Raw genomic sequence first — 26,297 nt, 5'->3', positions numbered from 1 at the left:
GGCGCGCGTGTCGCGCGCCGTTTCCCGTCGTAGGACCGTACCGATGTCGACCTGGTTACTTCCCGAGAATATCGCCGACGTGCTGCCGTCGGAAGCGCGCAAGATCGAGGAGCTGCGCCGCAGGCTGCTCGACCGCTTCCGTTCGTACGGCTACGAAATGGTGATGCCGCCGCTGCTCGAGTATCTCGAGTCGCTGCTGACGAGCGGGGGCGCCGATCTGCGCCTGCGCACCTTCAAGCTGGTCGACCAGTTGTCGGGCCGGACGCTCGGCCTGCGCGCGGACATCACGCCGCAGGTCGCGCGGATCGACGCGCACCTGTTGAACCGTCAGGGCGTGACGCGCCTCTGCTATGCGGGCCACGTGATGCATACGCGTCCGCGCGGGCTGCACGCGACGCGCGAACAGATCCAGATCGGCGCGGAAATCTACGGCCACGCCGGGCTGGAAGCCGATCTCGAGATCCAGCAGCTGATGCTCGACGCGCTGCATCTCGCGGGCCTGTCGCGGATCCGCCTCGACCTCGGTCACGCGGGCGTGCTCGCGGCGCTGCTGGCGCGCGACGCGCAGGCCGCGGAGCGCGGCGAGTCGCTGTACGACGCGCTGTCGGGCAAGGACGTGCCGCTGCTGAACGAGCTGACCGACGATCTCGGCGCCGATACGCGCGCCGCGCTGCGTGCGCTGCCGAACCTTTACGGCGACGCGAGCGTGCTCGCCGAGGCGCGCACGCGCCTGCCGGTGCTGCCCGAAATCACGCGGGCGCTCGACGATCTCGCGCAGCTTGCGTCGCAGGCGAAGGGCGTCGAAGTCGCGATCGATCTCGCCGATTTGCGCGGTTACGCGTATCACAGCGGCGCGATGTTCAGCGCGTACATCGACGGCGTGCCGAACGCGATCGCGCGCGGCGGTCGTTACGACCACGTGGGGCAGGCCTATGGCCGGGCCCGCCCGGCAACCGGCTTTTCGCTCGACCTGCGCGAGCTCGCGCGGATTTCGCCGGTCGAGGCGCGCGGCACCGCGATTCTCGCGCCGTGGGCGCAGGACGACGCGCTCGGCGCGGCGGTCGCGGCGCTGCGCGATGCGGGCGAGGTCGTGATCCAGGCGCTGCCGGGCCACGACCACGTGCTCGACGAATTCGCCTGCGATCGTTCGCTCGTCGAGCGCAACGGCGCATGGGTGGTCGAACCCCGATAAACAGGCGTTCGCGGGCTGCGCTTCGGCGTGCATATCGTTGAAGCGAAACGGAAAAATTCGGAATCGCCCGCGAACATAGGTAGAATACGTTTTTAACCAGCTAACGAATCAACATGTCTGCCAGCGCAGTGAACGTGACTCCCGGGCGCAATGTCGTCGTCGTGGGAACGCAATGGGGTGATGAAGGCAAGGGCAAGATCGTCGACTGGCTGACGGACCACGCTCAAGGCGTCGTGCGTTTCCAGGGCGGTCACAACGCCGGCCACACCCTCATCATCGGCGGCAAGAAAACGATCTTGCGCCTCATTCCGTCGGGCATCATGCGTGAAGGCGTCGCCTGCTACATCGGCAACGGCGTCGTTCTGTCCCCCGAAGCACTGTTCAAGGAAATCGGCGAGCTCGAAGAGGCCGGCGTGAACGTACGCGACCGTCTGTTCATCTCCGAAGCCACGACGCTGATCCTGCCGTACCACATCGCGATCGACCAGGCGCGCGAAGCGCGCAAGGGCGCGGGCAAGATCGGCACGACGGGCCGCGGCATCGGCCCCGCGTACGAAGACAAGGTCGGCCGCCGCGCGCTGCGCGTGCAGGACCTGTTCGACGCGAAGACCTTCGCCGATCGCCTGCGCGAAAATCTCGATTACCACAACTTCGTGCTGACCCAGTATCTGGGCGGTGCGGCCGTCGACTTCCAGGCCACGCTCGACACGATGCTCGGCTATGCCGACCGCCTGAAGCCGATGGTGGCCGACGTGTCGCGCCGCCTGTACGACGCGAACAACGCGGGCCAGAACCTGCTGTTCGAAGGCGCGCAAGGCACGCTGCTCGACATCGACCACGGCACCTATCCGTTCGTCACGTCGAGCAACTGCGTCGCGGGTGCGGCGTCGGCGGGTGCGGGCGTCGGTCCGCAGAAGCTCAACTACATCCTCGGCATCACGAAGGCGTATTGCACGCGCGTCGGCTCGGGCCCGTTCCCGAGCGAGCTGTACGATGCGGACAACCCGCAGCGCCAGGACCAGGTCGGCGTCACGCTTGCGAACGTCGGCAAGGAATTCGGTTCGGTCACCGGCCGTCCGCGCCGCACCGGCTGGCTCGACGCCGCTGCGCTGCGCCGTTCGATCCAGATCAACGGCGTGTCGGGCCTGTGCATGACGAAGCTCGACGTGCTCGACGGCCTCGACGAAGTCAAGCTGTGCGTCGGCTACAAGGTCGACGGCAAGGACGTGGACATCCTGCCGCGTGGCGCGGTCGACGTCGCGCGTTGCGAGCCCGTGTACGAAACGTTCTCCGGCTGGAAGGAAAGCACGGTCGGCATCAAGACGTGGGACGCGCTGCCGGTGAATGCACAGGCATACCTGTCCCGTGTCCAGGAAGTGGCTGGCGTGCCGGTCGACATGGTGTCGACGGGCCCGGACCGCGACGAAACGATCCTGCTCCGCCATCCGTTCAAGGTGTAATTCCCAGATGACGCAGCAAATCACGATGACGGCGGCAGACTTGATGACCGATCCGCGCAACGACGACAAGAACCTGTGGGTAGGCTGGGACGAGTATCACCGGCTGATCGAGCTGCTCGCGCTCCAGGTGCACGCCTCGGGCTGGAAGTTCGACCAGATCCTGTGCCTCGCGCGCGGCGGCCTGCGCGTCGGCGACCAGCTGTCGCGCATCTACGACGTGCCGCTCGCGATCCTCGCGACGAGCTCGTACCGGGAAGCAGCCGGCACCGAGCAGGGCGAGCTCGACATCGCGCAGTACATCACGATGACGCGCGGCAACCTGGCGGGCAACGTCCTGCTGGTCGACGATCTCGTCGATTCCGGCGTCACGCTCGCACGCGTGCAGGAGCACCTGAAGGAACGCTATCCGTCCGTGACGGCCGTGCGTTCGGCCGTGCTCTGGTACAAGGGGTGCTCGAAGGTCAAGCCCGACTATCACACGCAGTTCCTGCCGACGAATCCGTGGATTCATCAGCCGTTCGAGGAGTGGGACACGGTTCGTCCGCACAACCTCGAGGCGTGGATCAAGCGCGGTCGCGCACAGCGCGACGGTTCGGGCGCGTAAGCGTCCGGCCGATCGAAGGAAAGCCTTGTACGGCGCCGCTTGCGGCGCCGTTTTTCATTGGCGCGCGGGTGGCGCCGGGCGGCGTGTGCGGCGGACCCGATAGGCAGGCGGCGCGGCCCCGGCTATGATGGCAGCCCTGCCACAGGTCGCGCCGGATTGCATGCGCGGCGTGGATCACGTGGTTCCACGGCAACACGGCAGGACGGCGTTTCACGGGGGCGCGAGTAGAATAGCGCTCGTTTTGTCCGACCCGGACCCGATTATTACGCTTCATATGAACGACACGACTCACGCGACCGACGCCGCACACGCGCCGCATTCGACGCAACAACACTCGATGCGGGCGCTAGCGATAGCAGCCATCGGCGTCGTGTTCGGCGACATCGGCACCAGCCCGCTGTATTCGCTCAAGGAGGCGTTCAGCCCCGCGCACGGCATTCCGCTGACCGAAGGCTCGATTCTCGGCGTGATCTCGCTGCTGTTCTGGGCGATCATCCTGGTGGTCGGCGTCAAGTACCTGCTGTTCGTGATGCGGGCGGACAACAACGGCGAGGGCGGCGTGCTCGCGCTGATGGCGCTGTCGCTGCGCCCGCTCGACTCCAAGACCCGGGTCGCGGGCGCGCTGATGGCGCTCGGGATATTCGGCGCCTGCATGTTCTACGGGGACGCGGTGATCACGCCGGCGATTTCCGTGATGTCGGCCGTCGAAGGTCTCGAGATCGCGACGCCGCACCTGTCCCATCTCGTGTTGCCGATCACGATCGTGATCCTGATCGCGCTGTTCTGGATCCAGCGGCACGGTACCGCGCTGGTCGGCAAGCTGTTCGGCCCGATCATGGTGCTGTGGTTCGTCGTGATCGCGGCGCTCGGCGTGTACCACATCGTTCGCGTGCCGGGCATCATCGCGGCAATCAATCCGTATTACGCGGCATCGTTCATGGCCGACCACCTGCTGCAGGCCTACGTCGTGCTCGGCTCGGTCGTGCTGGTGCTGACCGGCGCGGAAGCGCTCTACGCGGACATGGGCCACTTCGGTGCCAAGCCGATCCGGTACGCCGCGTACGGGCTCGTGATGCCGTCGCTCGTGCTGAACTACTTCGGGCAGGGCGCGCTGCTGATCCAGAACCCGAAAGCGATCGAAAACCCGTTCTTCCTGCTGGCGCCCGAATGGGGGCTGCTGCCGCTCGTCGTGCTGTCGACGGTCGCGACCGTGATCGCGTCCCAGGCCGTGATCTCGGGCGCTTATTCGCTGACTTCGCAGGCGATCCAGCTCGGCTACGTGCCGCGCATGAAGGTGCTGCATACGTCCGAGCTCGCGATCGGCCAGATCTACGTGCCGGTCGTGAACTGGCTGCTGCTGGCCGTGATCCTCTGTATCGTCGTCGGCTTCAAGAGCTCGGACAATCTCGCGGCCGCGTACGGCATCGCGGTGACGGCGACGATGGTGATCACGACCGTGCTCGCGTGTGTCGTGATGGTGAAGGTGTGGAACTGGAACCGGCTGCTGGTCGGCGCGATCATCGCGGTGTTCCTCGCGATCGACCTCGGCTTTTTCGGCGCGAACCTGCTGAAGGTCGCGCAGGGCGGCTGGCTGCCGCTCGGTATCGGCGCGTTGCTGTTCTTCCTGCTGATGACCTGGTACAAGGGGCGTCATATCGTCAAGGAGCGCACGGCGGCCGACGGTATTCCGCTGGAGCCGTTCCTGCAGGGCCTGCTCGCGCATCCGCCGCATCGCGTGTCGGGCACCGCGATCTACCTGACCGGCAACGACAAGCTCGTGCCCGTCAGCCTGCTGCACAACCTGAAGCACAACAAGGTGCTGCACGAACGGACCATTTTCCTGACGTTCGTCACGCGCGACATTCCGTACGTGCGCGACGACAAGCGCCAGAGCGCGCGCGATGCGGGCGGCGGGCTGTACATCGTCAAGGCCGAGTACGGTTTCAACGAGACGCCGGACGTGAAGGCCGTGCTCGAGGAATTCGGCCGCACGCACGACATGACGTTCGAGCTGATGGACACGTCGTTCTTCCTCGCGCGCGAAACGGTCGTGCCGACGCATCTGCCGGGGATGTCGATCTGGCGCGAGCGGGTGTTCGCATGGATGCACCAGAACGCCGCGAAGCCGACCGATTTCTTCGCGATTCCGGCGAACCGCGTCGTCGAGCTCGGGACGAAGATCGAGATCTGACGGGCCCGGCGCGCGGGCCGTCCGGCCGCGCGTCACAGGTACCCGGACAATGAAAAAGCCCGCCTTTCGGCGGGCTTTTTCGTACGGCGACGGCGGGTCTATTCGCTTGTTCAGCGCTTGAGCTTCGCGAACGCCGCGGCCATCGCGCCGGCCGGCTCCGGCTCGCGCGAACGCTGCGGGCGGGCGGCGCCGCGCCCTGCGTTGCCGCGATCCTGGCCGCCGCGCGACGACATGCCGGGCGCTGCCGCGTCGTCGTCGAGGCGCATCGTCAGCGCAATGCGCTGGCGCTTCACGTCGACGTCGAGCACCTTCACCTTGACGACCTGGCCGGCCTTCACGACCTCGTGCGGGTCCTTGATGAATTTCGTCGACATCGCGGACACGTGGACGAGGCCGTCCTGGTGCACGCCGATATCCACGAACGCGCCGAACGCGGCGACGTTCGTCACGACGCCTTCCAGCGTCATGCCCGGTACGAGATCCGAGACCTTCTCGACGCCTTCGCGGAACGTGGCCGTCTTGAATTCCGGACGCGGATCGCGACCCGGCTTTTCCAGTTCGGCCAGGATGTCGCGCACGGTCGGCAGGCCGAAACGTTCGTCAACAAATTCCGTCGGCGACAGGCCGGACAGCGCTTCGCGGTTGCCGAGCACGTCGTCGATGCGCTTGTTGATCTTCGCGAGTATCCGTTCGACGACCGGATACGCTTCCGGGTGCACCGACGAGCGGTCGAGCGGGTTCTCGCCGCCGTTGATGCGCAGGAAGCCGGCGGCCTGCTCGAAGGTCTTGTCGCCGAGGCGCGGCACCTTGCGCAGGTGCTCGCGCGACGGGAACGGGCCGTTCGCATCGCGATAGTCGACGATGTTGCGCGCGAGCGTCGCGTTCAGGCCCGACACACGGGCGAGCAGCGGGGCCGACGCGGTGTTCGCGTCGACGCCGACCGCATTCACGCAATCCTCGACGACCGCGTCGAGCGAGCGGGCGAGTTCGCGCTGGTTCACGTCGTGCTGGTACTGACCGACGCCGATCGCCTTCGGCTCGATCTTCACGAGTTCGGCAAGCGGGTCCTGCAGGCGGCGGGCGATCGACACGGCGCCGCGCAGCGATACGTCGAGTTCCGGGAATTCCTTCGCGGCGAGCTCGGACGCCGAGTAGACCGACGCGCCGGCTTCCGACACGACGATCTTCTGCAGGCGCAGCTCCGGATGTTTCGCGATCAGTTCGCTCGCGAGCTTGTCGGTTTCACGCGACGCGGTGCCGTTGCCGATGCTGATCAGTTCGGCCTGCGTCTGCGCGGCGATGCGCGCGAGTTTCGCGATCGAACCGTCCCAGTCGCGGCGCGGTTCGTGCGGGTAGATCGTGTCGGTCGCGAGCACCTTGCCGGTGCGGTCGACGACCGCGACCTTCACGCCGGTGCGCAGGCCCGGATCGAGGCCGATCACGGCCTTCGGGCCGGCCGGCGCGGCCAGCAGCAGGTCGTTCAGGTTGCGCGCGAACACGCGGATCGCTTCGGTTTCGGCCGTTTCGCGCAACTGCGTGAGCAGTTCGTTCTCGATATGCGGCTGCACCTTCACGCGCCAGCACCAGCGGCAGACGTCGGACAGCCATTTGTCGGCCGGGCGATTCTGGTTCGCGATGCCGAAATGGCGCGCGATCATCGCCTCGCCGGGATGCGGCACTTGCGCGTCGAGCTCTTCGCCCAGACCGAGCTTGATCGTCAGCACGCCGGCGTTGCGGCCGCGGAACAGCGCGAGCGCGCGGTGCGACGGCACGGTCTTGATGGTTTCCGCGTAGTCGTAATAGTCGCGGAATTTCTCGCCTTCCTCGTTTTCCTTGCCCTCGACGACGGCCGACGACACGACGCCCTGGTTGTGCAGGTAGTCGCGCAGCTTGCCGAGCAGCTCCGCCGTCTCGCCGAACTGTTCGGACAGAATGTCGCGCGCGCCGTCGAGCGCGGCCTTCACGTCGGCGACGCCCTTGTCGGCGTCGACGTACGCGGCCGCCTCGGCCTGCGGGTCGAGCAGCGGGTTCGCGAGCAGCGCCTGCGCGAGCGGTTCGAGGCCGGCTTCGCGGGCGATCTGCGCACGCGTGCGGCGCTTCGGCTTGTACGGCAGATAAAGGTCTTCGAGCACCTGCTTGCTGTCGGCCGCGTCGATCGCGGCACGCAGCTCGTCGGTCAGCTTGCCTTGTTCGTCGATGCTCGACAGGATCGCGGCGCGGCGATCCTCGAGCTCGCGCAGGTACAGGAGGCGTTCCTCGAGCTGGCGCAGCTGCGTGTCGTCCAGGTTGCCGGTCACTTCCTTGCGGTACCGGGCAATGAACGGAACGGTCGAGCCTTCGTCGAGGAGTTGCACGGCCGCCGCGACCTGGCGCGGCTGGACGGACAGTTCGGTGGCGATGCGCTGTACGATCTTGAGTGCTACGGTTTCCGTCATGTCGTGGATGGTCTGTCTGCCTGCTGAAATCGCGGCGCGGGCCGGCAGGCCCGGAGCGGCGGGCTGCCCGGCGGGCCCGACGGGCCAGAGGCCGCGGATGAATGAAGCGGGGCATTTTGCCATAAATGGCGGAGCGTCCAGCCGGGGGTGATAGAATTTGACACATGTCCCGCAGCTTTCCTACGACGTTGCCAACTTCCCGCATTTCTCTCGTCGCGCTCGGCGCAGCGCTCGCCGCGGCTTTGTCTGCCGGGCCTTCCGGCGCATTCGCGCAGGCCGCTGACGCCAGCGCGCCGGACGCCGTCGCGTCCGCGCCCGTTGCCGCCTCCGCCGTCCCGGATTTCGACGCCCGTCAAAAAGTGCTCAATCAACGCTCCGCGGAAAACGATTATCGTTATGCGGTGGCGGAGCACGATTGTTACAGCAAGTTCTTCGTCAATCACTGTCTCGGCAAGGCGCGCGACCAGATGCGCGAGGAACGGGCGAGCATTCGCCAGGAGCAGCTCGCGCTCAACGACGAGCAGCGTGCGGTGCGCGCGCAGCAGCGCGACCAGCAGCAGGCGCTGAAGCAGGCCCGGAACGCGGCGGAAGCGCCGCAGCGGGCGGCGAACGAAGCGGCGAACGCGGCTGCATTCCGCGACAAGCAGGAGCAGAATGCACTGAAACAGGCGCAGCGCGGCGCGGAAGGACCGCAACGCGCGGCGAGCAAGCAGGCATACGACCAGAAGCAGGCGGATTTCCAGCGCAAGCTCGACCAGGCGCACCAGCAGGCGGCGCAGAAGGCGCAGGAACGGGCGGACAACGCCACGCGCTACGAGCAGAAGCAGAAGGAAGCCGCGCAGCACAAGGCCGATGTCGAGCGGCGTCAGCAGGAAGCGGCCGAGAAGGCCAAGCAGCAACAGCAGCAGGGGCAGTAACGTGTTGAATTGATCGGGATCAGTCTCGGGCGCGTCGGCACGCCGGCCGTCGCGCTGCTTCGATGAGGAGGCAACTATGCAAAACCGTCACACGGAACAGCAGCAGGAATTGCACAACCGTTTGGCTGCATTGCAGGAGCAGCACCAGCAGCTCGCTCGGGAGATCGAGCTGAAGGAAGGACACTCCGACATCGACGACATCACGCTGCACCGGCTGAAGAAGGAAAAGCTGGCGGCCAAGGACAAAATCATTTTGCTGCAATCGCAGCTCGAACCGGATAAGCGCGCCTGAGCGCGGCCTGGCAAGCGCCGGCGCCGCCCGGGCGCTGGACACAGGAACGCTTGCCTTGAATTCACCGCTTGAAGCCACCCCCGATGCCCGGCGTGACACGACGTCCGCCGGGCGCGTTCGTGCGCCCGAAGGCACTTTCGAGCTGAGCCGCAAGCGTGTCGACGAGCTCGACACGATCTTCGGCGAAGGCGGGTTGCTGGCGCGCGCGCTCGACGGCTATCGGCCGCGTACGTCGCAGATCGAGATGGCGCGCGCGGTCGCGTCCGCGATGGAAGCGTCCGCGCGCCGGATGCCCGAACCCGAGATCTTCGAAACCCGCAAGCGGCCGGCACGCCGTCTCGGCGACGGCGACAAAACGGCCGGGCCGGCGGCGGACGATGCCGCGGCAGCCGAACCGGACAACGACGCGGGCGACAACACGCTGATCGTCGAAGCCGGCACGGGTACCGGCAAGACCTACGCGTATCTGGTGCCCGCGATGCTGTGGGGCGGCAAGGTGATCGTGTCGACCGGCACGAAGCACCTGCAGGACCAGCTGTTCCAGCGCGACATCCCGACCGTGCGCAACGCGCTCGCGGTGCCGGTGTCGGTCGCGATGCTCAAGGGCCGCGCCAACTATCTGTGCCACTACTACCTGCAACGCACGGCCGACAACGGCCGGCTGCCGTCGCGGCAGGACACGGCCTATCTGCAGGAAATCGTCCGCTTCGCGAAGATCACGAAGAGCGGCGACAAGGCCGAACTCGCAAGCGTGCCGGAAAACGCGCCCGTGTGGTCGATGGTCACGTCGACGCGCGACAACTGCCTCGGCCAGGAATGCCCGCACTACAAGGAATGCTTCGTGATGCAGGCGCGGCGCGAGGCCCAGCAGGCCGACATCGTCGTCGTCAACCATCACCTGTTCTTCGCGGACATCATGCTGCGCGACACGGGGATGGCCGAGCTGCTGCCGAACGCGAACACGATCATCTTCGACGAAGCGCATCAGCTGCCGGAGACGGCGACGCTGTTCTTCGGCGAGACGCTGTCGACGACGCAGATCCTCGAGCTCGCGCGCGACACGGTGGCCGAAGGCCTGAGCCATGCACGCGACGCGGTCGAGTGGGTGAAGCTCGGCGGCGATCTCGAGCGCGCGGCGCGCGACTTGCGTCTCGCGTTCGCGAACGACCAGATCGTGCGCATGTCGCTCGCGCAGCTCGGCGACGATCACCCGATGTTCGGTGCGCTCGATGCGCTCGACGCTGCGCTCGATGCGCTCGCGTCGGCACTCGCGAGCCAGGCCGAGCGTGCGGAATCGCTCGGCGCGTGTCTGCGGCGCGCCCGCGAGCTGCAGGACCTGCTGGCCGGCTGGGTCGCGCCCGGCGCGGCGGAAGCGGCCGCGCGGGCCGATGCGGCCGTGGCTGGCGACAACGCGGCCACTGACGGCGATCCGAACGAGAAGGTGCGCTGGGTCGAGGTGTTCGCGCATACCGTGCAACTGCACGAAACGCCGCTGTCGGTCGCGCCGATTTTCGCGAAGCAGCGTGCGGGTGTGCCGCGTGCGTGGGTGTTCACGTCGGCCACGTTGTCGGTGCGCGGCGATTTCACGCACTACGCGGCGCAGATGGGCCTCAGCTCGCGTCGTTCGATGACGCTCGCCAGCCCGTTCGATTACCAGTCGCAGGGGTTGCTGTACGTGCCGCGCAACCTGCCGCAGCCCTCTTCGCCGGCGTTTACCGATGCCGTCTTCGATGCCGCGTTGCCGGCGATCGAGGCGTCCGGCGGTGGCGTGTTCATGCTGTGCACGACGCTGCGCGCGGTCGACCGGATCGCCTCGAAGCTGCGCGACGTGATCGAGGCGCGCGGCTGGAACACGCCGCTGCTCGTGCAGGGCGACGCAAGCCGTACCGAGCTGCTCGACCGCTTCCGCGCGTACGGCAATGCGATCCTGGTCGGTAGCCAGAGTTTCTGGGAGGGCGTCGACGTGCGCGGCGATGCGTTGTCGCTGGTCGTGATCGACAAGCTGCCGTTCGCGCCGCCGGACGATCCGGTGCTGGCCGCGCGGCTCGATGCGTTGACGAAGAAGGGGCTGAGCCCGTTCGCGGTGCATCAGTTGCCGCAGGCCGTGATCACGCTGAAGCAGGGTGCGGGCCGGCTGATTCGTGCGGAGACGGATCGCGGTGTGCTGATGATCTGCGACACGCGACTCGTCGACAAGCCGTACGGGCGCCGGATCTGGCAAAGCCTGCCGCCGTTCAAGCGCACGCGAGAGATTGCGGTCGTGCAGGATTTCTTCGACGAGCACCGCTCGGACAAGCGCGCTTGATCGCGCGCGCGGCGCTTGTCGCTTGATTGTCCCGGTGCCGCTTGCATGCGGCGCCAATAAAAAACCCGGCTCGATGGCCGGGTTTTTTGTGTGCACAACGGATGTTACATCGCGCCGTGCTTCAGAACTGCCACCACGACTTCTTCGCACCGGGGCGCGAATGGCCCGTCACATACGGGCTGTCGGGGAACGTGCCCGCGAGCACGCGCTTGGTGTCCTCGGCGAGTTCCGGCTGGTTCAGCTTGCCGTACGACAGGATCATGATGTGCAGCGCATCCTCGATCGCCGGCGCGCCCTTGTAGTCCTTGATCGCGAGCTGGGCGCGGTTGATGGCCGCGACATACGCGCCACGACGGTAGTAGTAGTCGGCCGCGTGCACTTCGTGCGACGCGAGCGCGTTGACGATGTAGCGCATCCGTGCGGCCGCGTCGGGCGCGTACTTGCTCTTCGGGAAGCGATCGACGACGACCTTGAACGCATCGTACGATTCGCGCAGCGCCTGCGGATCGCGTTCGCTCATGTCCTGGCCGGAGAAGCGCCCGAACAGGCCGAGATCGTCGTTGAAGTGGATCATCCCCTTCAGGTAGTACGCGTACGGGATATCCGGATGATCCGGGTGGAGCTGGATGAAGCGGTCGACGGCCTGGTCGGCGGCTGCCGGTTCGTTGTCCTTCCAGTTGCAGTACGCGACGTTGATCTGCGCCTGCTGTGCGAAATGGCCGAACGGATCGCGGCCTTGCAGCGATTCGAAATATTTCGCGCACTTGCCCCAGTCGCCGCCGGACAGTGCGTCCTGGGCCTCTGAGTATAATTTGTTGTTCGACCAGGTAGCCGTCTCGTCCTGCTTCTGCGGCAAGCCGTGGCAGCCGGCGATGAGGGCCGCGGCCGCTACCGCCGCAGCCCGGGCGGCGACGGTTCTGGCCGTGCGTTTGGTCGAATTCATCATGCTCGCATGTCCTAGCTTCAAGTCTCGGTGACCCAGTCTAAATGACCCGTTCAAGTTCGCAGAATGCCCAGCCGGGCACACCAAATCGCGAAGATTATAGCCCAAGCGATCGGCCCGCCGACGCTGCCTCGGGGGATTCCCTCGATGACGATCTGGCCGGCGACGCGATGCAGCCGCCCGTCGTGCCGTCCGTGGCGGGCGATGACGCGCCGCGTATCGTCGAAGTGCCGCTGTCGCTCGCCGGCGAACGGCTCGACAAGGCGCTTGCCCAACTGTTCCCCGAATTCTCGCGCAGCCGCCTGCAGAGCTGGATCGAGGCGCAGCGGGTGCTCGTCGACGGCGCGCCGGCGAAGATCCGTCAGCCGGTGCCGCTCGGCGCGAAGATCGCGCTCGTGCCCGATCTGCTGCCCGAGCAGCTCGCGTTCACGCCGGAGCCCGTGCCGCTCGACGTGATTTACGAGGACGACGCGCTCGTCGTCATCAACAAGCCGGCCGGCCTCGTCGTGCATCCGGCCGCCGGCAACTGGAGCGGCACGATCCTCAACGGCCTCCTGCATCGCTACGGCGACGCGGCGGCCGGCCTGCCGCGCGCGGGGATCGTCCACCGGCTCGACAAGGAAACCTCCGGCCTGATGGTGGTCGCCCGCACGCTGGCCGCGCAGACGGACCTCGTGCGCCAGTTGCAGGCCCGCACGGTGAAGCGCCGCTATTTCGCGCTGGTGTGGGGCACGATGCCCGAGGCGGGCACGATCGACGCGCCGATCGGCCGCGATCCGCGCGAGCGCACGCGCATGGCCGTCGTCACCGGCGCGTCGGGCAAGCCCGCGCGCACGCATTTCCGCACGGTTGACACATGCCTGTGGCAACGTCAGCCGGTTTCGGCGATTCAGTGCGATCTCGAAACCGGCCGTACGCACCAGATCCGCGTGCATTGCGCGCATGCCGGACATCCGCTGCTCGGCGATCCGGTCTACGGGCGCGCGCGCGGCAAGCGCTCGGTCACGCCGCTGCCGGACGGGTTCGCGCGACAGGCGCTGCATGCGTGGCGGCTCGGCCTCGTGCATCCGGTCACGGGCAAGGCGATGCAGTGGCGCTGCCCGCTGCCGGACGACATGAACGCACTGGTCGCCGCGCTCGGCTTCGGGCAGGGCGACGAGGAATTCGACGACGACGACGGTGTCTACGACGATGACGATTTCGGCGGCGAGTATCACGACGACGAGCCGTATCTGGACGACGATGAGGAGGAGTGAGTGCCGATGACGAACCTGGCGCCGTTGACGTGGCAGGACTGCGTGCGGCCCGACTGGCAGGTGTCGCCGCGCGTGCGCGCGCTGATCACGACCCGCGACGGCGGTGTGAGCGAAGGCCCGTACGGGCGCTGGCAGGACGGCGCCGCGCTGCCGGGCGGGATGAATCTCGGCCTGCATACCGGTGACGATCCCGACCATGTCGCCGCCAACCGCGCGCGCGTGCTGGCCCTCGCTGGCCAGTCGGGCGCCGCATGGCTCGAGCAGGTTCACGGCGCGCAGATCGTGCAGGCGGACGCGGTGATCGCCGCCGCGCCTGGTGCCACGGCGCCGGTGCAGGCCGACGCAAGCGTGACCGATCAGGCAGGCGCCGTCTGCGTGGTGATGGTGGCCGATTGCCTGCCCGTGCTGCTGTGCGACGCGCAGGGCCGCGCGGTCGGCGCCGCGCATGCGGGCTGGCGCGGGCTCGCGGCCGGCATCGTCGAGCAGACGGCGGCGCGCGTCGCGGCGCTTGCGGGCGGCGCGACGGACGCGCTGCATGCGTATCTCGGTCCGGCGATCGGGCCGAAGGCGTTCGAGGTCGGCGCCGATGTGCGCGACGCGTTTCTCGACACGGCTCCGCAGTCGGAGCATGATGAAACCCGTCATGCGTTCGTCGCGATCGACGGCGCGCCCGGCAAGTTCCTGGCCGATCTCTATGCGCTCGCGCGCCTGCGACTCGCGCGTGCGGGTGTGGCGCACGTGAGCGGCGGGACGGCGTGCACGGTCGCCGAGCGCGCGCGCTTCTATTCGTACCGGCGCGACCGCGTGACGGGGCGCATGGCCGCGGCAATCTGGTTGGCCGATTGATTGCATGCGCATGCGCGCCGGCTTTGTTGCGCCGCGAAATCGAGTTATCTCGATATTGAGGCGGCAATACGGCGTTGCATGCGCGACTGAATGAAAAATCCCGACGTCAAGCTAAACAAAATGTTTTATGTTTTGCCGGAACCCTTGTCCCGTCTGTTGTGCGCGGATTATCTCCGTGCCGAAATGTTCAGTGGTTTGACGGGGCGCTTCACATGGGGAAAACGATAATGATAAAAATACCGCACTGCGGCAGAATCTGGAGACGCCTCTCCAGAGCATGACGGCCCGGCTCGCAGCCGGCACGCCGCGCGCGAGCAGGATTTCACGATTGACGCTCACGAATCACCGGTAAGGCAGGTAATGACAGCATCGAAAAATTCGTCGACGTCCGCGCATGCGGGCACTTCCGCGGGCAGCACCGGTTTCGATCCGGCCGCCCAGCCGATGCAGCAGATGTTCGAGTCGTGGTTGAACGCGTGGCGCGGTTTTGCAGATCCGGCGCGCGCCGCGACGGCATCGGCCTCCGTCAATCCGTTCGCGACATTCCAGTTCCCGACGTCGTTTCCGTTCCAGATGCCGTCGATGCCCGACCTCGGCGCGATGGCGTCGCCGTTCGCGGGGCTGAAGCTGCCGGTTGCCGCGATTCCGCCCGAACGGCTCCAGGCATTGCAGGCCGACTACGCACGCGATTGCATGACGCTGATGCAGCAGGCGGCCGCCGCGAAGCTCGAGTCGCCGGAGCTGAAGGACCGCCGCTTCAGCGGCGACGCGTGGAAGGCGTCTCCCGCGCATGCGTTCGCGGCCGCCTGGTATCTGCTCAACGCGCGCTATCTGCAGGAGCTGGCCGACGCGCTTCAGACCGATCCGAAGACGCGTGAGCGCATCCGTTTCACGGTCCAGCAATGGACGGCCGCCGCCGCGCCGAGCAACTTCCTCGCACTCAATCCCGACGCACAGAAATCGATCCTCGAGACGCAGGGCGAAAGCCTGCGGCAGGGGATGATGAACCTGCTCGGCGACCTGCAGCGCGGCAAGATTTCGCAGACCGACGAATCGCAGTTCGTGGTCGGCAAGAACCTCGGATGTACCGAAGGCTCGGTCGTGTACGAGAACGACCTGATCCAGCTGATCCAGTACACGCCGAAGACGGACAAGGTGTTCGAGCGGCCGTTGCTGATCGTCCCGCCGTGCATCAACAAGTTCTACATCCTCGACCTGCAGCCGGAGAATTCGCTCGTCGCGCACGCGCTGTCGAACGGTCATCAGGTATTCCTCGTGTCGTGGCGCAACGCGGATGCATCGGTCGCGCACAAGACGTGGGACGACTACATGAACGAAGGGCTGCTCGCGGCGATCGACGCGGTGCAGCAGATCAGCGGCCGCGAGCAGATCAACACGCTCGGCTTCTGCGTCGGCGGCACGATGCTCGCGACCGCGCTCGCGGTGCTCGCCGCGCGTGGCGAACATCCGGCCGCGTCGATGACGCTGCTCACCGCGATGCTCGACTTCACCGATACGGGCATCCTCGACGTGTTCGTCGACGAGGCGCACGTGCAGATGCGCGAGCAGACCATCGGCGGCAAGAACGGTGCGCAGCCGGGGCTGATGCGCGGCGTCGAGTTCGCGAACACGTTCTCGTTCTTGCGGCCGAACGATCTCGTGTGGAACTACGTCGTCGACAACTACCTGAAGGGCCGCACGCCCGCGCCGTTCGACCTGCTGTACTGGAACAGCGATTCGACGAGCCTGCCGGGCCCGATGTACGCGTGGTATCTGCGCCATACCTATCTGGAAAACAAGCTGCGCGAGCCGGGTGCGCTGACCGTGTGCGGCGAATCGGTCGACCTGTCGCTGATCGACGTGCCGACCTTCATCTACGGTTCGCGCGAGGATCACATCGTGCCGTGGCAGACGGCCTACGCATCGACGTCGATCCTGTCGGGCCCGCTGAAGTTCGTGCTCGGCGCGTCGGGACACATCGCGGGCGTGATCAATCCGCCGGCGAAGAAGAAACGCAGCTACTGGGTCAACGAGGGCGACCTGCCCGAATCCGCGGACGACTGGTTTGCCGCGGCGACCGAGCAGCCGGGAAGCTGGTGGACGACGTGGGTCGAGTGGCTCGACGCGTACGGCGGTCGCAAGGTCGCGCCGCCGGCCCAGCCGGGTTCCGCGCAATTCCCGGTGATCGAGCCGGCGCCCGGGCGCTACGTGTTGCAGCGCGATTGACGAAAACCGGACAGCGGCGCACGCTGTCCGGTGCACCGCAGTTTTTTTAACAGGGCCGGTAACGACGCGCCGTGTCGTGCGGGCCTGGAGGAAAGGGAAATGACGGATGTAGTGATCGTATCGGCCGCGCGGACCGCGGTCGGCAAATTCGGCGGCTCGCTGGCGAAGATTGCGGCGCCCGAACTGGGCGCGACGGTGATCCGCGCAGTGCTGGAGCGTGCGGGCGTGAAGCCCGAGCAGGTCAGCGAAGTGATCATGGGCCAGGTGCTGACGGCCGGCTCCGGGCAGAACCCGGCGCGGCAGTCGCTGATCAAGGCGGGGCTGCCGAACGCCGTGCCGGGGATGACGATCAACAAGGTGTGCGGCTCGGGCCTGAAGGCCGTGATGCTGGCGGCGAACGCGATCGTCGCGGGCGACGCGGAGATCGTGATCGCGGGTGGCCAGGAGAACATGAGCGCGTCGCCGCACGTGCTGCCGGGCTCGCGTGACGGGTTCCGGATGGGCGACGCGAAGCTGGTCGACACGATGATCGTCGACGGGCTGTGGGACGTGTACAACCAGTACCACATGGGGATCACGGCGGAGAACGTCGCGAAGGAATACGGGATCACGCGCGAAGAGCAGGACGCGTTCGCGGCGCTGTCGCAGAACAAGGCGGAAGCCGCGCAGAAGGCCGGGCGTTTCAACGACGAGATCGTGCCGGTGTCGATTCCGCAACGCAAGGGCGAGCCGCTGCAGTTCGCGACGGACGAGTTCGTGCGTCACGGCGTGACGGCGGAGTCGCTGGCGGGGCTGAAGCCGGCGTTCGCGAAGGACGGCTCGGTGACGGCGGCGAACGCGTCGGGGCTGAACGATGGGGCGGCCGCGGTGCTGGTGATGTCGGCGCAGAAGGCAGCCGCCTTGGGCCTGACGCCGCTGGCGCGGATCAAGGCGTATGCGAACGCGGGCGTGGACCCGAGCGTGATGGGCATGGGCCCGGTGCCGGCATCGCGCCGTGCGCTGGAGCGCGCGGGCTGGACGCCGGGCGACCTGGACCTGATGGAAATCAACGAGGCGTTCGCGGCGCAGGCGCTGGCGGTGCACAAGCAGATGGGCTGGGACACGTCGAAGGTGAACGTGAACGGCGGAGCGATCGCGATCGGCCACCCGATCGGTGCGTCGGGCTGCCGGATCCTGGTGACGCTGCTGCACGAAATGGTCAAGCGCGATGCGAAGCGCGGGCTGGCGTCGCTGTGCATCGGCGGCGGGATGGGCGTCGCGCTCGCGGTCGAGCGTCCGTAACCGGCCGTTCGTCACCGGCGTACCGAATCCGTGCGCCGGCCGATTGCGGCTTCGGCCGGCGTCACGTGAAGTCAGAGGGGGCCTCCGGCAGCTCTCGAAACCAAAAAATGGAGTGAGATTTATGTCTCAGCGAATTGCGTACGTAACGGGCGGGATGGGCGGCATCGGCACCAGCATCTGCCAGCGTCTGTCGAAAGACGGCTTCAAGGTGGTCGCAGGTTGTGGCCCGAACTCGCCGCGCCGGGTGAAATGGCTCGAGGACCAGAAGGCGCTCGGGTACGACTTCATCGCGTCGGAAGGCAACGTCGGCGACTGGGACTCGACCAAGGAAGCGTTCGACAAGGTCAAGGCCGAAGTCGGCGAGATCGACGTGCTGGTCAACAACGCGGGCATCACGCGCGACGTCGTGTTCCGCAAGATGACGCATGAAGACTGGACCGCCGTGATCGACACCAACCTGACGAGCCTGTTCAACGTCACGAAGCAGGTGATCGACGGGATGGTCGAACGTGGCTGGGGCCGCATCATCAACATTTCGTCGGTGAACGGCCAGAAGGGGCAATTCGGCCAGACGAACTACTCGACCGCGAAGGCCGGCATTCACGGCTTCACGATGTCGCTCGCGCAGGAAGTCGCGACGAAGGGCGTGACGGTCAACACCGTGTCGCCGGGCTACATCGGCACCGACATGGTGAAGGCGATCCGCCCCGACGTGCTCGAGAAGATCGTTGCGACGATCCCGGTGCGGCGTCTCGGCGGCCCCGAGGAAATCGGCTCGATCGTCGCGTGGCTCGCGTCGAACGATTCCGGCTTCGCGACGGGCGCCGACTTCTCGCTGAATGGCGGCCTGCACATGGGCTGAGCGTCCTGGCTGCGCGGGCCGGGTGGCCGCGCAGCCGGGCGTTTTCCGAAGGCCCCCGCCTCCCGGATTCGGGCGGCGGGGATTCGTCACTTGCGCTACGCTGCACTCAAAGGCGTTACATGACTACTACAAAGAAGACGGCCGAACGGCTCATCAAGAAGTACCCGAACCGCCGGCTCTACGATACCGAGACAAGCACGTACATTACGCTGACCGACGTGAAGCAGCTCGTGCTCGAGCAGGAGGATTTCAAGGTCGTCGATGCGAAATCCAACGAAGACCTGACGCGCAGCATTCTCCTGCAGATCATCCTCGAAGAGGAAAGCGGTGGCGTGCCGATGTTCTCGTCGTCGATGCTGTCGCAGATCATCCGTTTCTACGGTCATGCGATGCAGGGCATGATGGGCACGTACCTGGAAAAGAACATCCAGGCATTCATCGACATCCAGAACAAGCTCGCGGATCAATCGAAGAACCTCTACGAAGGTAACGCGATGAATCCGGAAGTCTGGTCGCAGTTCATGAACATGCAGGCGCCGATGATGCAAGGGATGATGACGAGCTACATCGAGCAGTCGAAGAACATGTTCGTGCAGATGCAGGAACAGATGCAGAACCAGGCGAAGTCGATGTTCAGCACGTTCCCGTTCAAGCAGCCGGGCGCATCGGAGCCCGAAAAGAAGTAACGGTTTCGCGGCAGGCCGGCCGCGGCGGCGCGAGCCGTCGGACGTCGGCGCCGCGAAGCAGGGCGGCCGCTCGCGGTCGTGCATTCGGGCACGACGATGCGCGGCTGCCGCCTGCGGAAAAAATCGCCGACGGTCGTCCAGGATCGTCGGCATCGAATGCCCGTGCTTCGTCTGCGCGGGCATCGCCGTTGTCCAGTCGATCGAGATCCAGTCCATACGAACGAAAGCCGGGACGCGCCGCGCCTGATGGTGTGGGCTCGTGCTCGCCTGTCGTACCATAAGCGGCGCTGCACGGCGAGGCGCGAAACGCGCGAGCGGTTCCCGCGCACGGCGAGCGGTACGATGCCGCGCCGATGCGGGGCGGGCGACACTCGCGCCGTTGTCCGCGAGGTCGGCGCTTCGTCCGATGACGAGCGACGGCGTGCCGCTCAATGGCTTTCTGCCCGGCGTCGCAGGCGTGTATGCGGTGGTCGCGCACCCCGGCGTGATTCTGGCGCCGTGGCTCGGTCGCTTGGCGGCGAAGGCGACCATGGAAGCGTGATCCGGCCGGCGATCGAGCCGAGCGACGCCGCTCTGTCGACGTGGCGCAAGCAGCGGCAGGGTACGCGGATCGCCGCTATACTCGCCATCCTTGCATTCATGAAAGGATGCTTCGTATGCGCCCTCGCGTCAGTGTGTTTCTCGCGCTCAGTCTCGATGGATTCATCGCCGGCGACAATGGCGATCTGTCATGGCTGGAGCCGTTTTCATCGGATTCGCCGGATGACACCGGTTACACGGCGCTCATGAACGACATCGACGTGATCGTGATGGGGCGCAATACGTACGACACGGTGATCAACTTCGACCCGTGGCCGTATGCCGGCAAGCGGATGGTCGTCATGACGCGCCGCGAACTGGCGTCGCGCCACGGCGAAGAACCGTTCGACGGCACGCTTGCGGCGCTGCTCGAGCAGCTGGCGAAGCAAGGCCATCGTCACGTTTATCTGGACGGCGGCTTGACTGTGCGAGAAGGCCTCAAGGCCGGCGTCGTCGATCGCATCACGCTGAGCTGGGTGCCGATCGTGCTCGGCACGGGGATTCCGCTGTTCGGTGCTGACCTGCCGCAAACGGTGTTGCGGCTCGACGATACGAAGCGGTTGCCGAGCGGGCTGATGCAGGCCATGTATGTGCCCGTCACGCAGGAGTGACGCGTATGGCGGTGACGCATGCAGCGCCGCGGCCGGCGTTGCATGCGCGTTGGCTTTGACTGGCGTGACGCGTTTCGTCGTGACTCAGTGCGCCGGGCCGAAATCCTGATCGTCGTCCGACGGCGGCAGGTCGAGCACGAGCTTGACGGCGCTGTAGTTGGCCTTCAGCGAGAACACGCGGCCGATCACCAGAAACGTCTGCCGGGAGTTTTCGAGTTCGACGAAGTCGCCCGGTTGCGGGACATGGGCGCCCTGATCGTAGGAAAAGCTGGTGCTGGTCTGTTCGCCGATGGCTTCTGCGGCGTGTTCGGTGAATTCGATCGTGAGGTGGGTAGTCATGCGAGCCCCGTTGGGTCGATTGAAGAGAGCGGATGCCGCGATTTTCGCATAGCGGCTTCGCGAGTCCATGCCGATTCTCGTGCGATGGGCTTGACCGACCGCGTGGCATGTCTTCCCAGACCGCCGGCCGCCGGCGACAGAGCGTTACTTCCCGATGCCACTCGCGTTTTTCCTGCAGAAGCGCCGAGTCACCCATCCTTTTATTTGGGCCCAGTATTCCTTTCCCAGCAGCGCGACGGCGGCCACGAACACGATCTCGCCGATCACGACCAGCGCCGGGATCACGAACGCCTTGTTCGGGATGGACGTAAACGGAAGGATCGGCACCGCGATCCAGTACAACAGCACGACGCCCAGTAGGGCCAGGCCGGTTTTCTTTCTGATGTTCGATTTCGATTGGGGCATCGCATGTCCTTCTGACGGGGATCGAGCAGGGTTTGTTTGCGCGGGCGTTGCGCGACCGGAAGTCCCGCCGGGCGGTCATCTCGCTGCTGGCAGATGCTTTGGTTCGCTGCGCGAATATTAATAAACGGAGTAGTTCGTCTCATTATGAGGCGCGATGCCGCGCGGCGTCAATCTCGATCGCCGGACGGGCGGAAACATGCGCGTCCGACGCACAGGAGTCTGGACGGGAAGCGGCAGGCTTGGCCAAGAAGGCGGCGCGGCGGCATATCGTTGTCGCGGGCTGCCGGCGTACATCGGGTGTGGCTCGGTATGGACCGTGCTCGGGCGGCGCAACGAAAAACCGCACCTTGGCCCTGTTTTTTTGCAGCGCAGCTTCGAAACCGCATGGCGATACCCATTGCCGAGCAGAAGGCGCCCGCATGTGTCGATCGCACCGCCCGGCACCGCCGATGTGGCGCTTCAGCCAATCCGGCACGCGACGATCTTTCCCGGTCGCTCATTTTGCCTCGCCACCCCTAAATCCCTGTAAACTCACGCTTTTGCTGCCACGCCCCCACACTCCAGATGTCCCAATCCCCCAAAGTAGGGTTCGTATCCCTCGGCTGCCCGAAAGCGCTCGTCGATTCCGAACAAATCATCACGCAACTGCGCGCCGAAGGTTATGAAATCTCCGGCACCTACGACGGCGCCGACCTCGTCGTCGTGAACACCTGCGGCTTCATCGACGAAGCCGTGCAGGAAAGCCTCGACGCGATCGGCGAAGCGCTGACCGAGAACGGCAAGGTGATCGTCACCGGCTGCCTCGGCGCGAAGTCGAGCGCGAGCGGCTCGAACCTGATCGAGGAAGTCCACCCGAAGGTGCTCGCGGTCACCGGCCCGCACGCGGTGGGCGAAGTGATGCAGGCCGTGCATTCGCACCTGCCGAAGCCGCACGATCCGTTCGTCGACCTCGTCCCTGCGGCCGGCATCAAGCTCACGCCGCGTCACTACGCATACCTGAAGATCTCCGAAGGCTGCAATCACCGTTGCACGTTCTGCATCATCCCGTCGATGCGCGGCGACCTCGTGTCGCGCCCGGTCGCCGAAGTGATGCTGGAAGCCGAGAACCTGTTCAAGTCGGGCGTGAAGGAACTGCTCGTGATCTCGCAGGACACGAGCGCGTACGGCGTCGACGTGAAGTACCGCACGGGCTTCTGGAACGGCAAGCCGATCAAGACGCGCATGACCGACCTGGTCGCCGCGCTCGGCGAACTCGCCGCGCAGTACGGTGCTTGGGTGCGTCTGCACTACGTGTATCCGTATCCGAGCGTCGACGAAGTGATTCCGCTGATGGCGGAAGGTCCGTTCAAGGGCCACGTACTGCCGTATCTCGACGTGCCGTTCCAGCACGCGCACCCCGAAGTGCTGAAGCGCATGAAGCGTCCCGCGAACGCGGAGAAGGTGCTCGAGCGCGTGCAGAAATGGCGCGAGATCTGCCCGGACCTGACGATCCGCAGCACGTTCATCGCGGGTTTCCCCGGCGAGACGGAAGAACAGTTCGAGACGCTGCTCGACTTCGTCCGCGAAGCGGAACTCGATCGCGTCGGCTGTTTCGCGTATTCGCCGGTCGAAGGCGCGACCGCGAACGACCTGGACGGCGCGCTGCCGGACGAGGTTCGCGAGGAACGCCGTGCACGCTTCATGGAAGTCGCCGAGGAAGTGTCGGCGAACCGCATGCAGCGCAAGGTCGGCAAGACGCTCAAGGTGCTGATCGACGAAGTCGGCGAGGAAGGCGGCATCGGCCGTACGGCAGCCGATGCGCCGGAGATCGACGGTGTCGTCTACGTCGAGCCGGCGGCGAAGGCATCGAAGCGCTACAAGGTCGGCGATTTCGTGTCCGTGAAGATCACGGGCGCCGACGGCCACGATCTGTGGGGCGAGGTGTAAGCGATGGCCGCGGTATTTCCGGAGATCCTCGCGCTCGGCGAGGCGATGATCGAATTCAACCAGTCGCAGCCGGGACGCCCTGAATTCCTGCAGGGCTTCGGCGGCGACACGTCGAACTTCTGCATCGCGGCGGCGCGCCAGGGTGCATCGACGGGCTTCGTGTCGGCGATCGGCGACGATCCGTTCGGCCGCCTGCTCGCCGACATGTGGGCGTCGGAGCAGGTCGACACGACGTACGTGCGAATCGACCGCGCGGCACCGACCGGCGTGTATTTCGTCACGCACGGCGCCGACGGCCACCAGTTCGACTATCTGCGCGCGGGATCGGCTGCGAGCCGCTATGCGACAGGCGACTTGCCGCTCGACGCGCTGGCGGCCGCGAAGGCCGTGCACCTGTCGGGGATCAGTCTTGCGATCAGCACGGCCGCGTGCGATGCGGCGTTCGCGGCGATCGACCATGCGCGTCGCCACGGCGCGAAGGTCAGCTTCGACACGAACCTGCGCCTGAAGCTGTGGCCGCTGCCGCGCGCTCGCGCGGTGATGCGCGAGGCGCTGCGCCAGACCGACATCTGCCTGCCGAGTTGGGACGACGTCACGGCGCTCACGGGCGCGAACGATCGCGACGCGATCGTCGACGCGATGCTCGAACACGGGCCGCAGGTCGTCGCGCTGAAACTCGGCAAGGAAGGCGCGTATGTCGCGACGCCGAACGAGCGGCGCGTCGTGCCGGGCTTCGCGGTCGAGGCCGTCGACGCGACTGGTGCGGGCGACTGCTTCGGCGGCGCATTCGTCGCGCGGATCGTCGCGGGCGACGATCCGTTCGCGGCCGCGCGTTATGCGAACGCGGCGGCGGCGCTGTCGACGACCGGTTACGGCGCGGTCGCGCCGATTCCGCGTCGCGATGCGGTGGAACGCCTGATGCAGGGCTGACGCGACACGCGCAGGCCGGCGCATTCGCCGCGCAGGCTTGCGCGGTCACGCAGGAACCGGGTCTCGACCCGGTGCCGTCCGCGATGTCGGGCGAATCTGAAGCAAGGAGCAACACAACGTGGGTCGATATTCGGAATGGCAACGGGCGCTCGTCGCCGGCGCGCTGGTCGCAGGTATCGCGATGCCGGGGAGCGTCGCCGCGCAGGCAGTCGCGCCGGGCGTGCAGCAGGATGAACCGGCGCCGGCGCGGCCGCTGAAACCGAATCCCGAGTTCGCCCGCCTGCCGCGCTACGAAGGCACGCTCGGCGACCGGCCGATCGTCGTGCATCTCGGCCCGAAGACGGACGAGGAAGGCGTGCACGGCGAATATCAGTTCGCCGACACGGGCGAGGTCGTGCTGCTCGCGGGCGACCGCGACGGCGATACGCTGGAGATCGAGGAATCGAACGACGGCACCAACATCACCGGCGTGTGGATCGGCCGCTTCGACGCGACGGGCGACCTGAAGGCCGACCGGATGAACTCGGACGAATCGGACCCGCAGCCGGTCGTGCTGCGCCTGGCGCCGGGCAAGCGCGCGGCGCTGCAGGTGCGCGACGGTCGCATGCACGAAATCGAGACGGTAGGCGGCGTCGTCAACCTGCGTACCGACGACTGAGCACGCGCTGGCTCGGTGTGCGCGGCGCGCATTGTACCGGGCCAAGCGCGCCGATTTTGGCTACTCTAACGACATATTCCGCAACCGAACGGCCTCGTGCCCGGCTCCCCGTCATGACTGCATCCACTCCCAAGCGCGCGCTGCAAACCCGCATCGTTCAACCCGACGACGTCATTCCGGAAGGCTTCCGTTCGTTCGTGCCGCCGGTTGCGCGCGCGTCGACGGTCGTGTTCCCCGATCTCGCGACGATGCGCGCGCTGGTCTGGCACAACGATAACCAGTGGCGCTACGGGCTGCACGCGACGCCGACGTCGCTCGCGCTCGCGCAGCGGCTCGCCGAGATCGAGGGCGGCACGCACGCGCTGCTGCAGCCGTCGGGCCTCGCGGCGATCATGAACGTCTACTTCGGGATCGTGAAAGCGGGCGACGACGTGCTGATTCCGCATAACGTGTACGGCCCGAACGCCGATTTCGGCAACTGGCTCGCGAAGGACTTCGGCATCACCGCGCGCTTCTACGATCCGCTGATCGGCGCCGGCATTGCCGAGCTGATCCAGCCGAACACGCGGCTGATCTGGATCGAGGCGCCCGGCTCGGTGACGATGGAAGTGCCCGACGTGCAGGCGATCACGGCGGCCGCCCAGGCGCGCGGCATCGTCACCGCGATCGACAACACCTTTTCGGCGGGCCTCGCGTTCAAGCCGTTCGAGCACGGCGTGGACATTTCGGTGCAGGCGCTGACCAAGTACCAGTCGGGCGGCAGCGACGTGCTGATGGGGGCGACGATCACCGCGAACGCGGAGCTGCATGCGAAGCTGAAGCTCGCACGGATGCGCTGCGGGATCGGCGTGTCGGTCGACGATTGCTCGCTCGTGCTGCGCAGCCTGCCGAGCATGCAGGTGCGCTTCGACGCGCACAGCAAGAGCGCGCTCGCGCTCGCGCAATGGCTGAAGGCGCGGCCGGAGATTGCGACGGTGCTGCATCCGCAGATCGCCGACTGCCCGGGGCACGCGTCGTTCATGCGCGATTTCACGGGCGCGGGCGGGCTGTTCTCGGTGGTGTTCGACGAACGCTACAGCGCGGAGCAGGTCGACCGTTTCGTCGAGTCGCTCGAGCTGTTCGCGATCGGCTGGAGCTGGGGCGGCGCGTGCAGCCTCGCGATGCCTTACGACGTCGCGTCGATGCGTCCGGACTGGCCGCATCGCGGCACGCTGGTGCGTTTCTACGTCGGTCTGGAAGACGAAGGCGATCTGCGCGCGGACATCGAGCGTGCGATGCAGGCCGCACTGGGTTGATCGCAGGGCGGCCACGTCCGGCACAAAAACGAAACGCCGGCGCGATGCTCTGTCGCGC

General features: G+C 66.5%; 23 protein-coding genes. 19 read left to right on the top strand and 4 right to left on the bottom strand.

The features are described 5' to 3' along the window. The first annotated feature begins 43 nt into the window (after positions 1-43). From DFS13_RS09665 to DFS13_RS09645, 4 genes are all read left to right on the top strand, one after another. Entirely contained in the window at positions 44-1,192 is a 1,149-nt protein-coding gene (locus DFS13_RS09665; RefSeq protein WP_006496416.1) for an ATP phosphoribosyltransferase regulatory subunit, read from the top strand. Between the two features lie 113 nt (positions 1,193-1,305). Beyond that, the gene (locus DFS13_RS09660) at positions 1,306-2,652 is read left to right on the top strand and encodes an adenylosuccinate synthase (RefSeq protein ID WP_006496417.1); all 1,347 of its coding nucleotides are present in this window, start codon (positions 1,306-1,308) and stop codon (positions 2,650-2,652) included. Between the two features lie 7 nt (positions 2,653-2,659). Then, a complete protein-coding gene (locus DFS13_RS09655) occupies positions 2,660-3,256 on the top strand; it encodes a phosphoribosyltransferase (RefSeq protein ID WP_006485899.1) in 597 nt (198 codons plus the stop codon). Between the two features lie 274 nt (positions 3,257-3,530). Continuing rightward, on the top strand, positions 3,531-5,447 hold the full coding sequence (locus tag DFS13_RS09645) for a potassium transporter Kup (RefSeq protein ID WP_006485906.1): 1,917 nt from the start codon (positions 3,531-3,533) through the stop codon (positions 5,445-5,447). 110 nt (positions 5,448-5,557) lie between these two features. Here DFS13_RS09645 and DFS13_RS09640 read toward each other — a convergent pair whose 3' ends face one another. Next, positions 5,558-7,882, bottom strand: a complete 2,325-nt coding sequence (locus tag DFS13_RS09640) for a Tex family protein (protein WP_006496418.1) — start codon at positions 7,880-7,882, stop codon at positions 5,558-5,560. 164 nt (positions 7,883-8,046) lie between these two features. On the opposite strand from DFS13_RS09640, the gene DFS13_RS09635 reads away from it, so the two are divergent. From DFS13_RS09635 to DFS13_RS09625, 3 genes are all read left to right on the top strand, one after another. Then, the gene (locus DFS13_RS09635; RefSeq protein ID WP_006485898.1) at positions 8,047-8,799 is read left to right on the top strand and encodes a hypothetical protein; all 753 of its coding nucleotides are present in this window, start codon (positions 8,047-8,049) and stop codon (positions 8,797-8,799) included. 76 nt (positions 8,800-8,875) lie between these two features. After that, on the top strand, positions 8,876-9,091 hold the full coding sequence (locus DFS13_RS09630) for a YdcH family protein (protein WP_006478692.1): 216 nt from the start codon (positions 8,876-8,878) through the stop codon (positions 9,089-9,091). Between the two features lie 55 nt (positions 9,092-9,146). After that, entirely contained in the window at positions 9,147-11,396 is a 2,250-nt protein-coding gene (locus DFS13_RS09625) for an ATP-dependent DNA helicase (RefSeq protein WP_060211291.1), read from the top strand. 121 nt (positions 11,397-11,517) lie between these two features. On the opposite strand, the gene DFS13_RS09620 is transcribed toward DFS13_RS09625, so the two are convergent. Continuing rightward, positions 11,518-12,342, bottom strand: coding sequence for an outer membrane protein assembly factor BamD (locus tag DFS13_RS09620; protein ID WP_006484415.1), 825 nt, complete (start codon positions 12,340-12,342; stop codon positions 11,518-11,520). 41 nt (positions 12,343-12,383) lie between these two features. Here DFS13_RS09620 and DFS13_RS09615 point away from each other — a divergent pair, with 41 nt between their 5' ends. The 8 genes from DFS13_RS09615 (at position 12,384) to DFS13_RS09580 (ending at position 20,686) form a co-directional block, all read left to right on the top strand. Then, entirely contained in the window at positions 12,384-13,595 is a 1,212-nt protein-coding gene (locus DFS13_RS09615; protein ID WP_034178468.1) for an RluA family pseudouridine synthase, read from the top strand. Between the two features lie 6 nt (positions 13,596-13,601). Next, positions 13,602-14,441: a peptidoglycan editing factor PgeF gene (gene pgeF, locus DFS13_RS09610; RefSeq protein ID WP_111441717.1), complete on the top strand. Its 840-nt coding sequence runs from the start codon at positions 13,602-13,604 to the stop codon at positions 14,439-14,441. A gap of 360 nt (positions 14,442-14,801) precedes the next feature. After that, positions 14,802-16,667: a class I poly(R)-hydroxyalkanoic acid synthase gene (gene phaC / locus DFS13_RS09605; protein WP_111441679.1), complete on the top strand. Its 1,866-nt coding sequence runs from the start codon at positions 14,802-14,804 to the stop codon at positions 16,665-16,667. Between the two features lie 99 nt (positions 16,668-16,766). Next, positions 16,767-17,948: an acetyl-CoA C-acetyltransferase gene (locus DFS13_RS09600; protein ID WP_062910590.1), complete on the top strand. Its 1,182-nt coding sequence runs from the start codon at positions 16,767-16,769 to the stop codon at positions 17,946-17,948. Positions 17,949-18,069: 121 nt separating this feature from the next. After that, positions 18,070-18,810 carry a 3-ketoacyl-ACP reductase gene (locus DFS13_RS09595; protein WP_006491801.1) on the top strand — a complete coding sequence of 247 codons (741 nt, stop codon included), beginning with the start codon at positions 18,070-18,072 and terminating at the stop codon, positions 18,808-18,810. Between the two features lie 119 nt (positions 18,811-18,929). After that, positions 18,930-19,496: a polyhydroxyalkanoate synthesis repressor PhaR gene (gene phaR / locus DFS13_RS09590; protein WP_006485265.1), complete on the top strand. Its 567-nt coding sequence runs from the start codon at positions 18,930-18,932 to the stop codon at positions 19,494-19,496. A gap of 406 nt (positions 19,497-19,902) precedes the next feature. After that, positions 19,903-20,037 (top strand): hypothetical protein, encoded by a 135-nt coding sequence (locus DFS13_RS09585; protein ID WP_006485266.1) that lies wholly within the window; start codon positions 19,903-19,905, stop codon positions 20,035-20,037. A 40-nt stretch (positions 20,038-20,077) separates the two neighbouring features. After that, a complete protein-coding gene (locus tag DFS13_RS09580; RefSeq protein ID WP_227743220.1) occupies positions 20,078-20,686 on the top strand; it encodes a dihydrofolate reductase family protein in 609 nt (202 codons plus the stop codon). Between the two features lie 84 nt (positions 20,687-20,770). Here DFS13_RS09580 and DFS13_RS09575 read toward each other — a convergent pair whose 3' ends face one another. Next, entirely contained in the window at positions 20,771-21,025 is a 255-nt protein-coding gene (locus tag DFS13_RS09575; protein ID WP_012328614.1) for a hypothetical protein, read from the bottom strand. A gap of 144 nt (positions 21,026-21,169) precedes the next feature. Continuing rightward, positions 21,170-21,430 carry a transporter suffix domain-containing protein gene (locus DFS13_RS09570; protein WP_006485271.1) on the bottom strand — a complete coding sequence of 87 codons (261 nt, stop codon included), beginning with the start codon at positions 21,428-21,430 and terminating at the stop codon, positions 21,170-21,172. A gap of 564 nt (positions 21,431-21,994) precedes the next feature. Here DFS13_RS09570 and rimO point away from each other — a divergent pair. From rimO to DFS13_RS09550, 4 genes are all read left to right on the top strand, one after another. Continuing rightward, positions 21,995-23,356 (top strand): 30S ribosomal protein S12 methylthiotransferase RimO, encoded by a 1,362-nt coding sequence (gene rimO, locus DFS13_RS09565; RefSeq protein ID WP_006497181.1) that lies wholly within the window; start codon positions 21,995-21,997, stop codon positions 23,354-23,356. A gap of 3 nt (positions 23,357-23,359) precedes the next feature. Next, positions 23,360-24,286 (top strand): sugar kinase, encoded by a 927-nt coding sequence (locus tag DFS13_RS09560; RefSeq protein ID WP_006485268.1) that lies wholly within the window; start codon positions 23,360-23,362, stop codon positions 24,284-24,286. A gap of 118 nt (positions 24,287-24,404) precedes the next feature. Continuing rightward, complete coding sequence (locus DFS13_RS09555; protein WP_111441678.1) at positions 24,405-24,944, top strand: hypothetical protein; 540 nt, start codon at positions 24,405-24,407, stop codon at positions 24,942-24,944. A gap of 113 nt (positions 24,945-25,057) precedes the next feature. After that, entirely contained in the window at positions 25,058-26,239 is a 1,182-nt protein-coding gene (locus tag DFS13_RS09550) for a cystathionine beta-lyase (RefSeq protein ID WP_006497182.1), read from the top strand. Positions 26,240-26,297 lie beyond the last annotated feature (58 nt).

The sequence above is a fragment of the Burkholderia sp. 28_3 genome (genome assembly GCF_003253915.1).
Classification (GTDB): Bacteria; Pseudomonadota; Gammaproteobacteria; order Burkholderiales; family Burkholderiaceae; genus Burkholderia; species Burkholderia cenocepacia.
The sequence above is the reverse complement of the archived record's forward strand: the minus strand, read 5'-3'. Positions and strand labels throughout refer to the sequence as shown.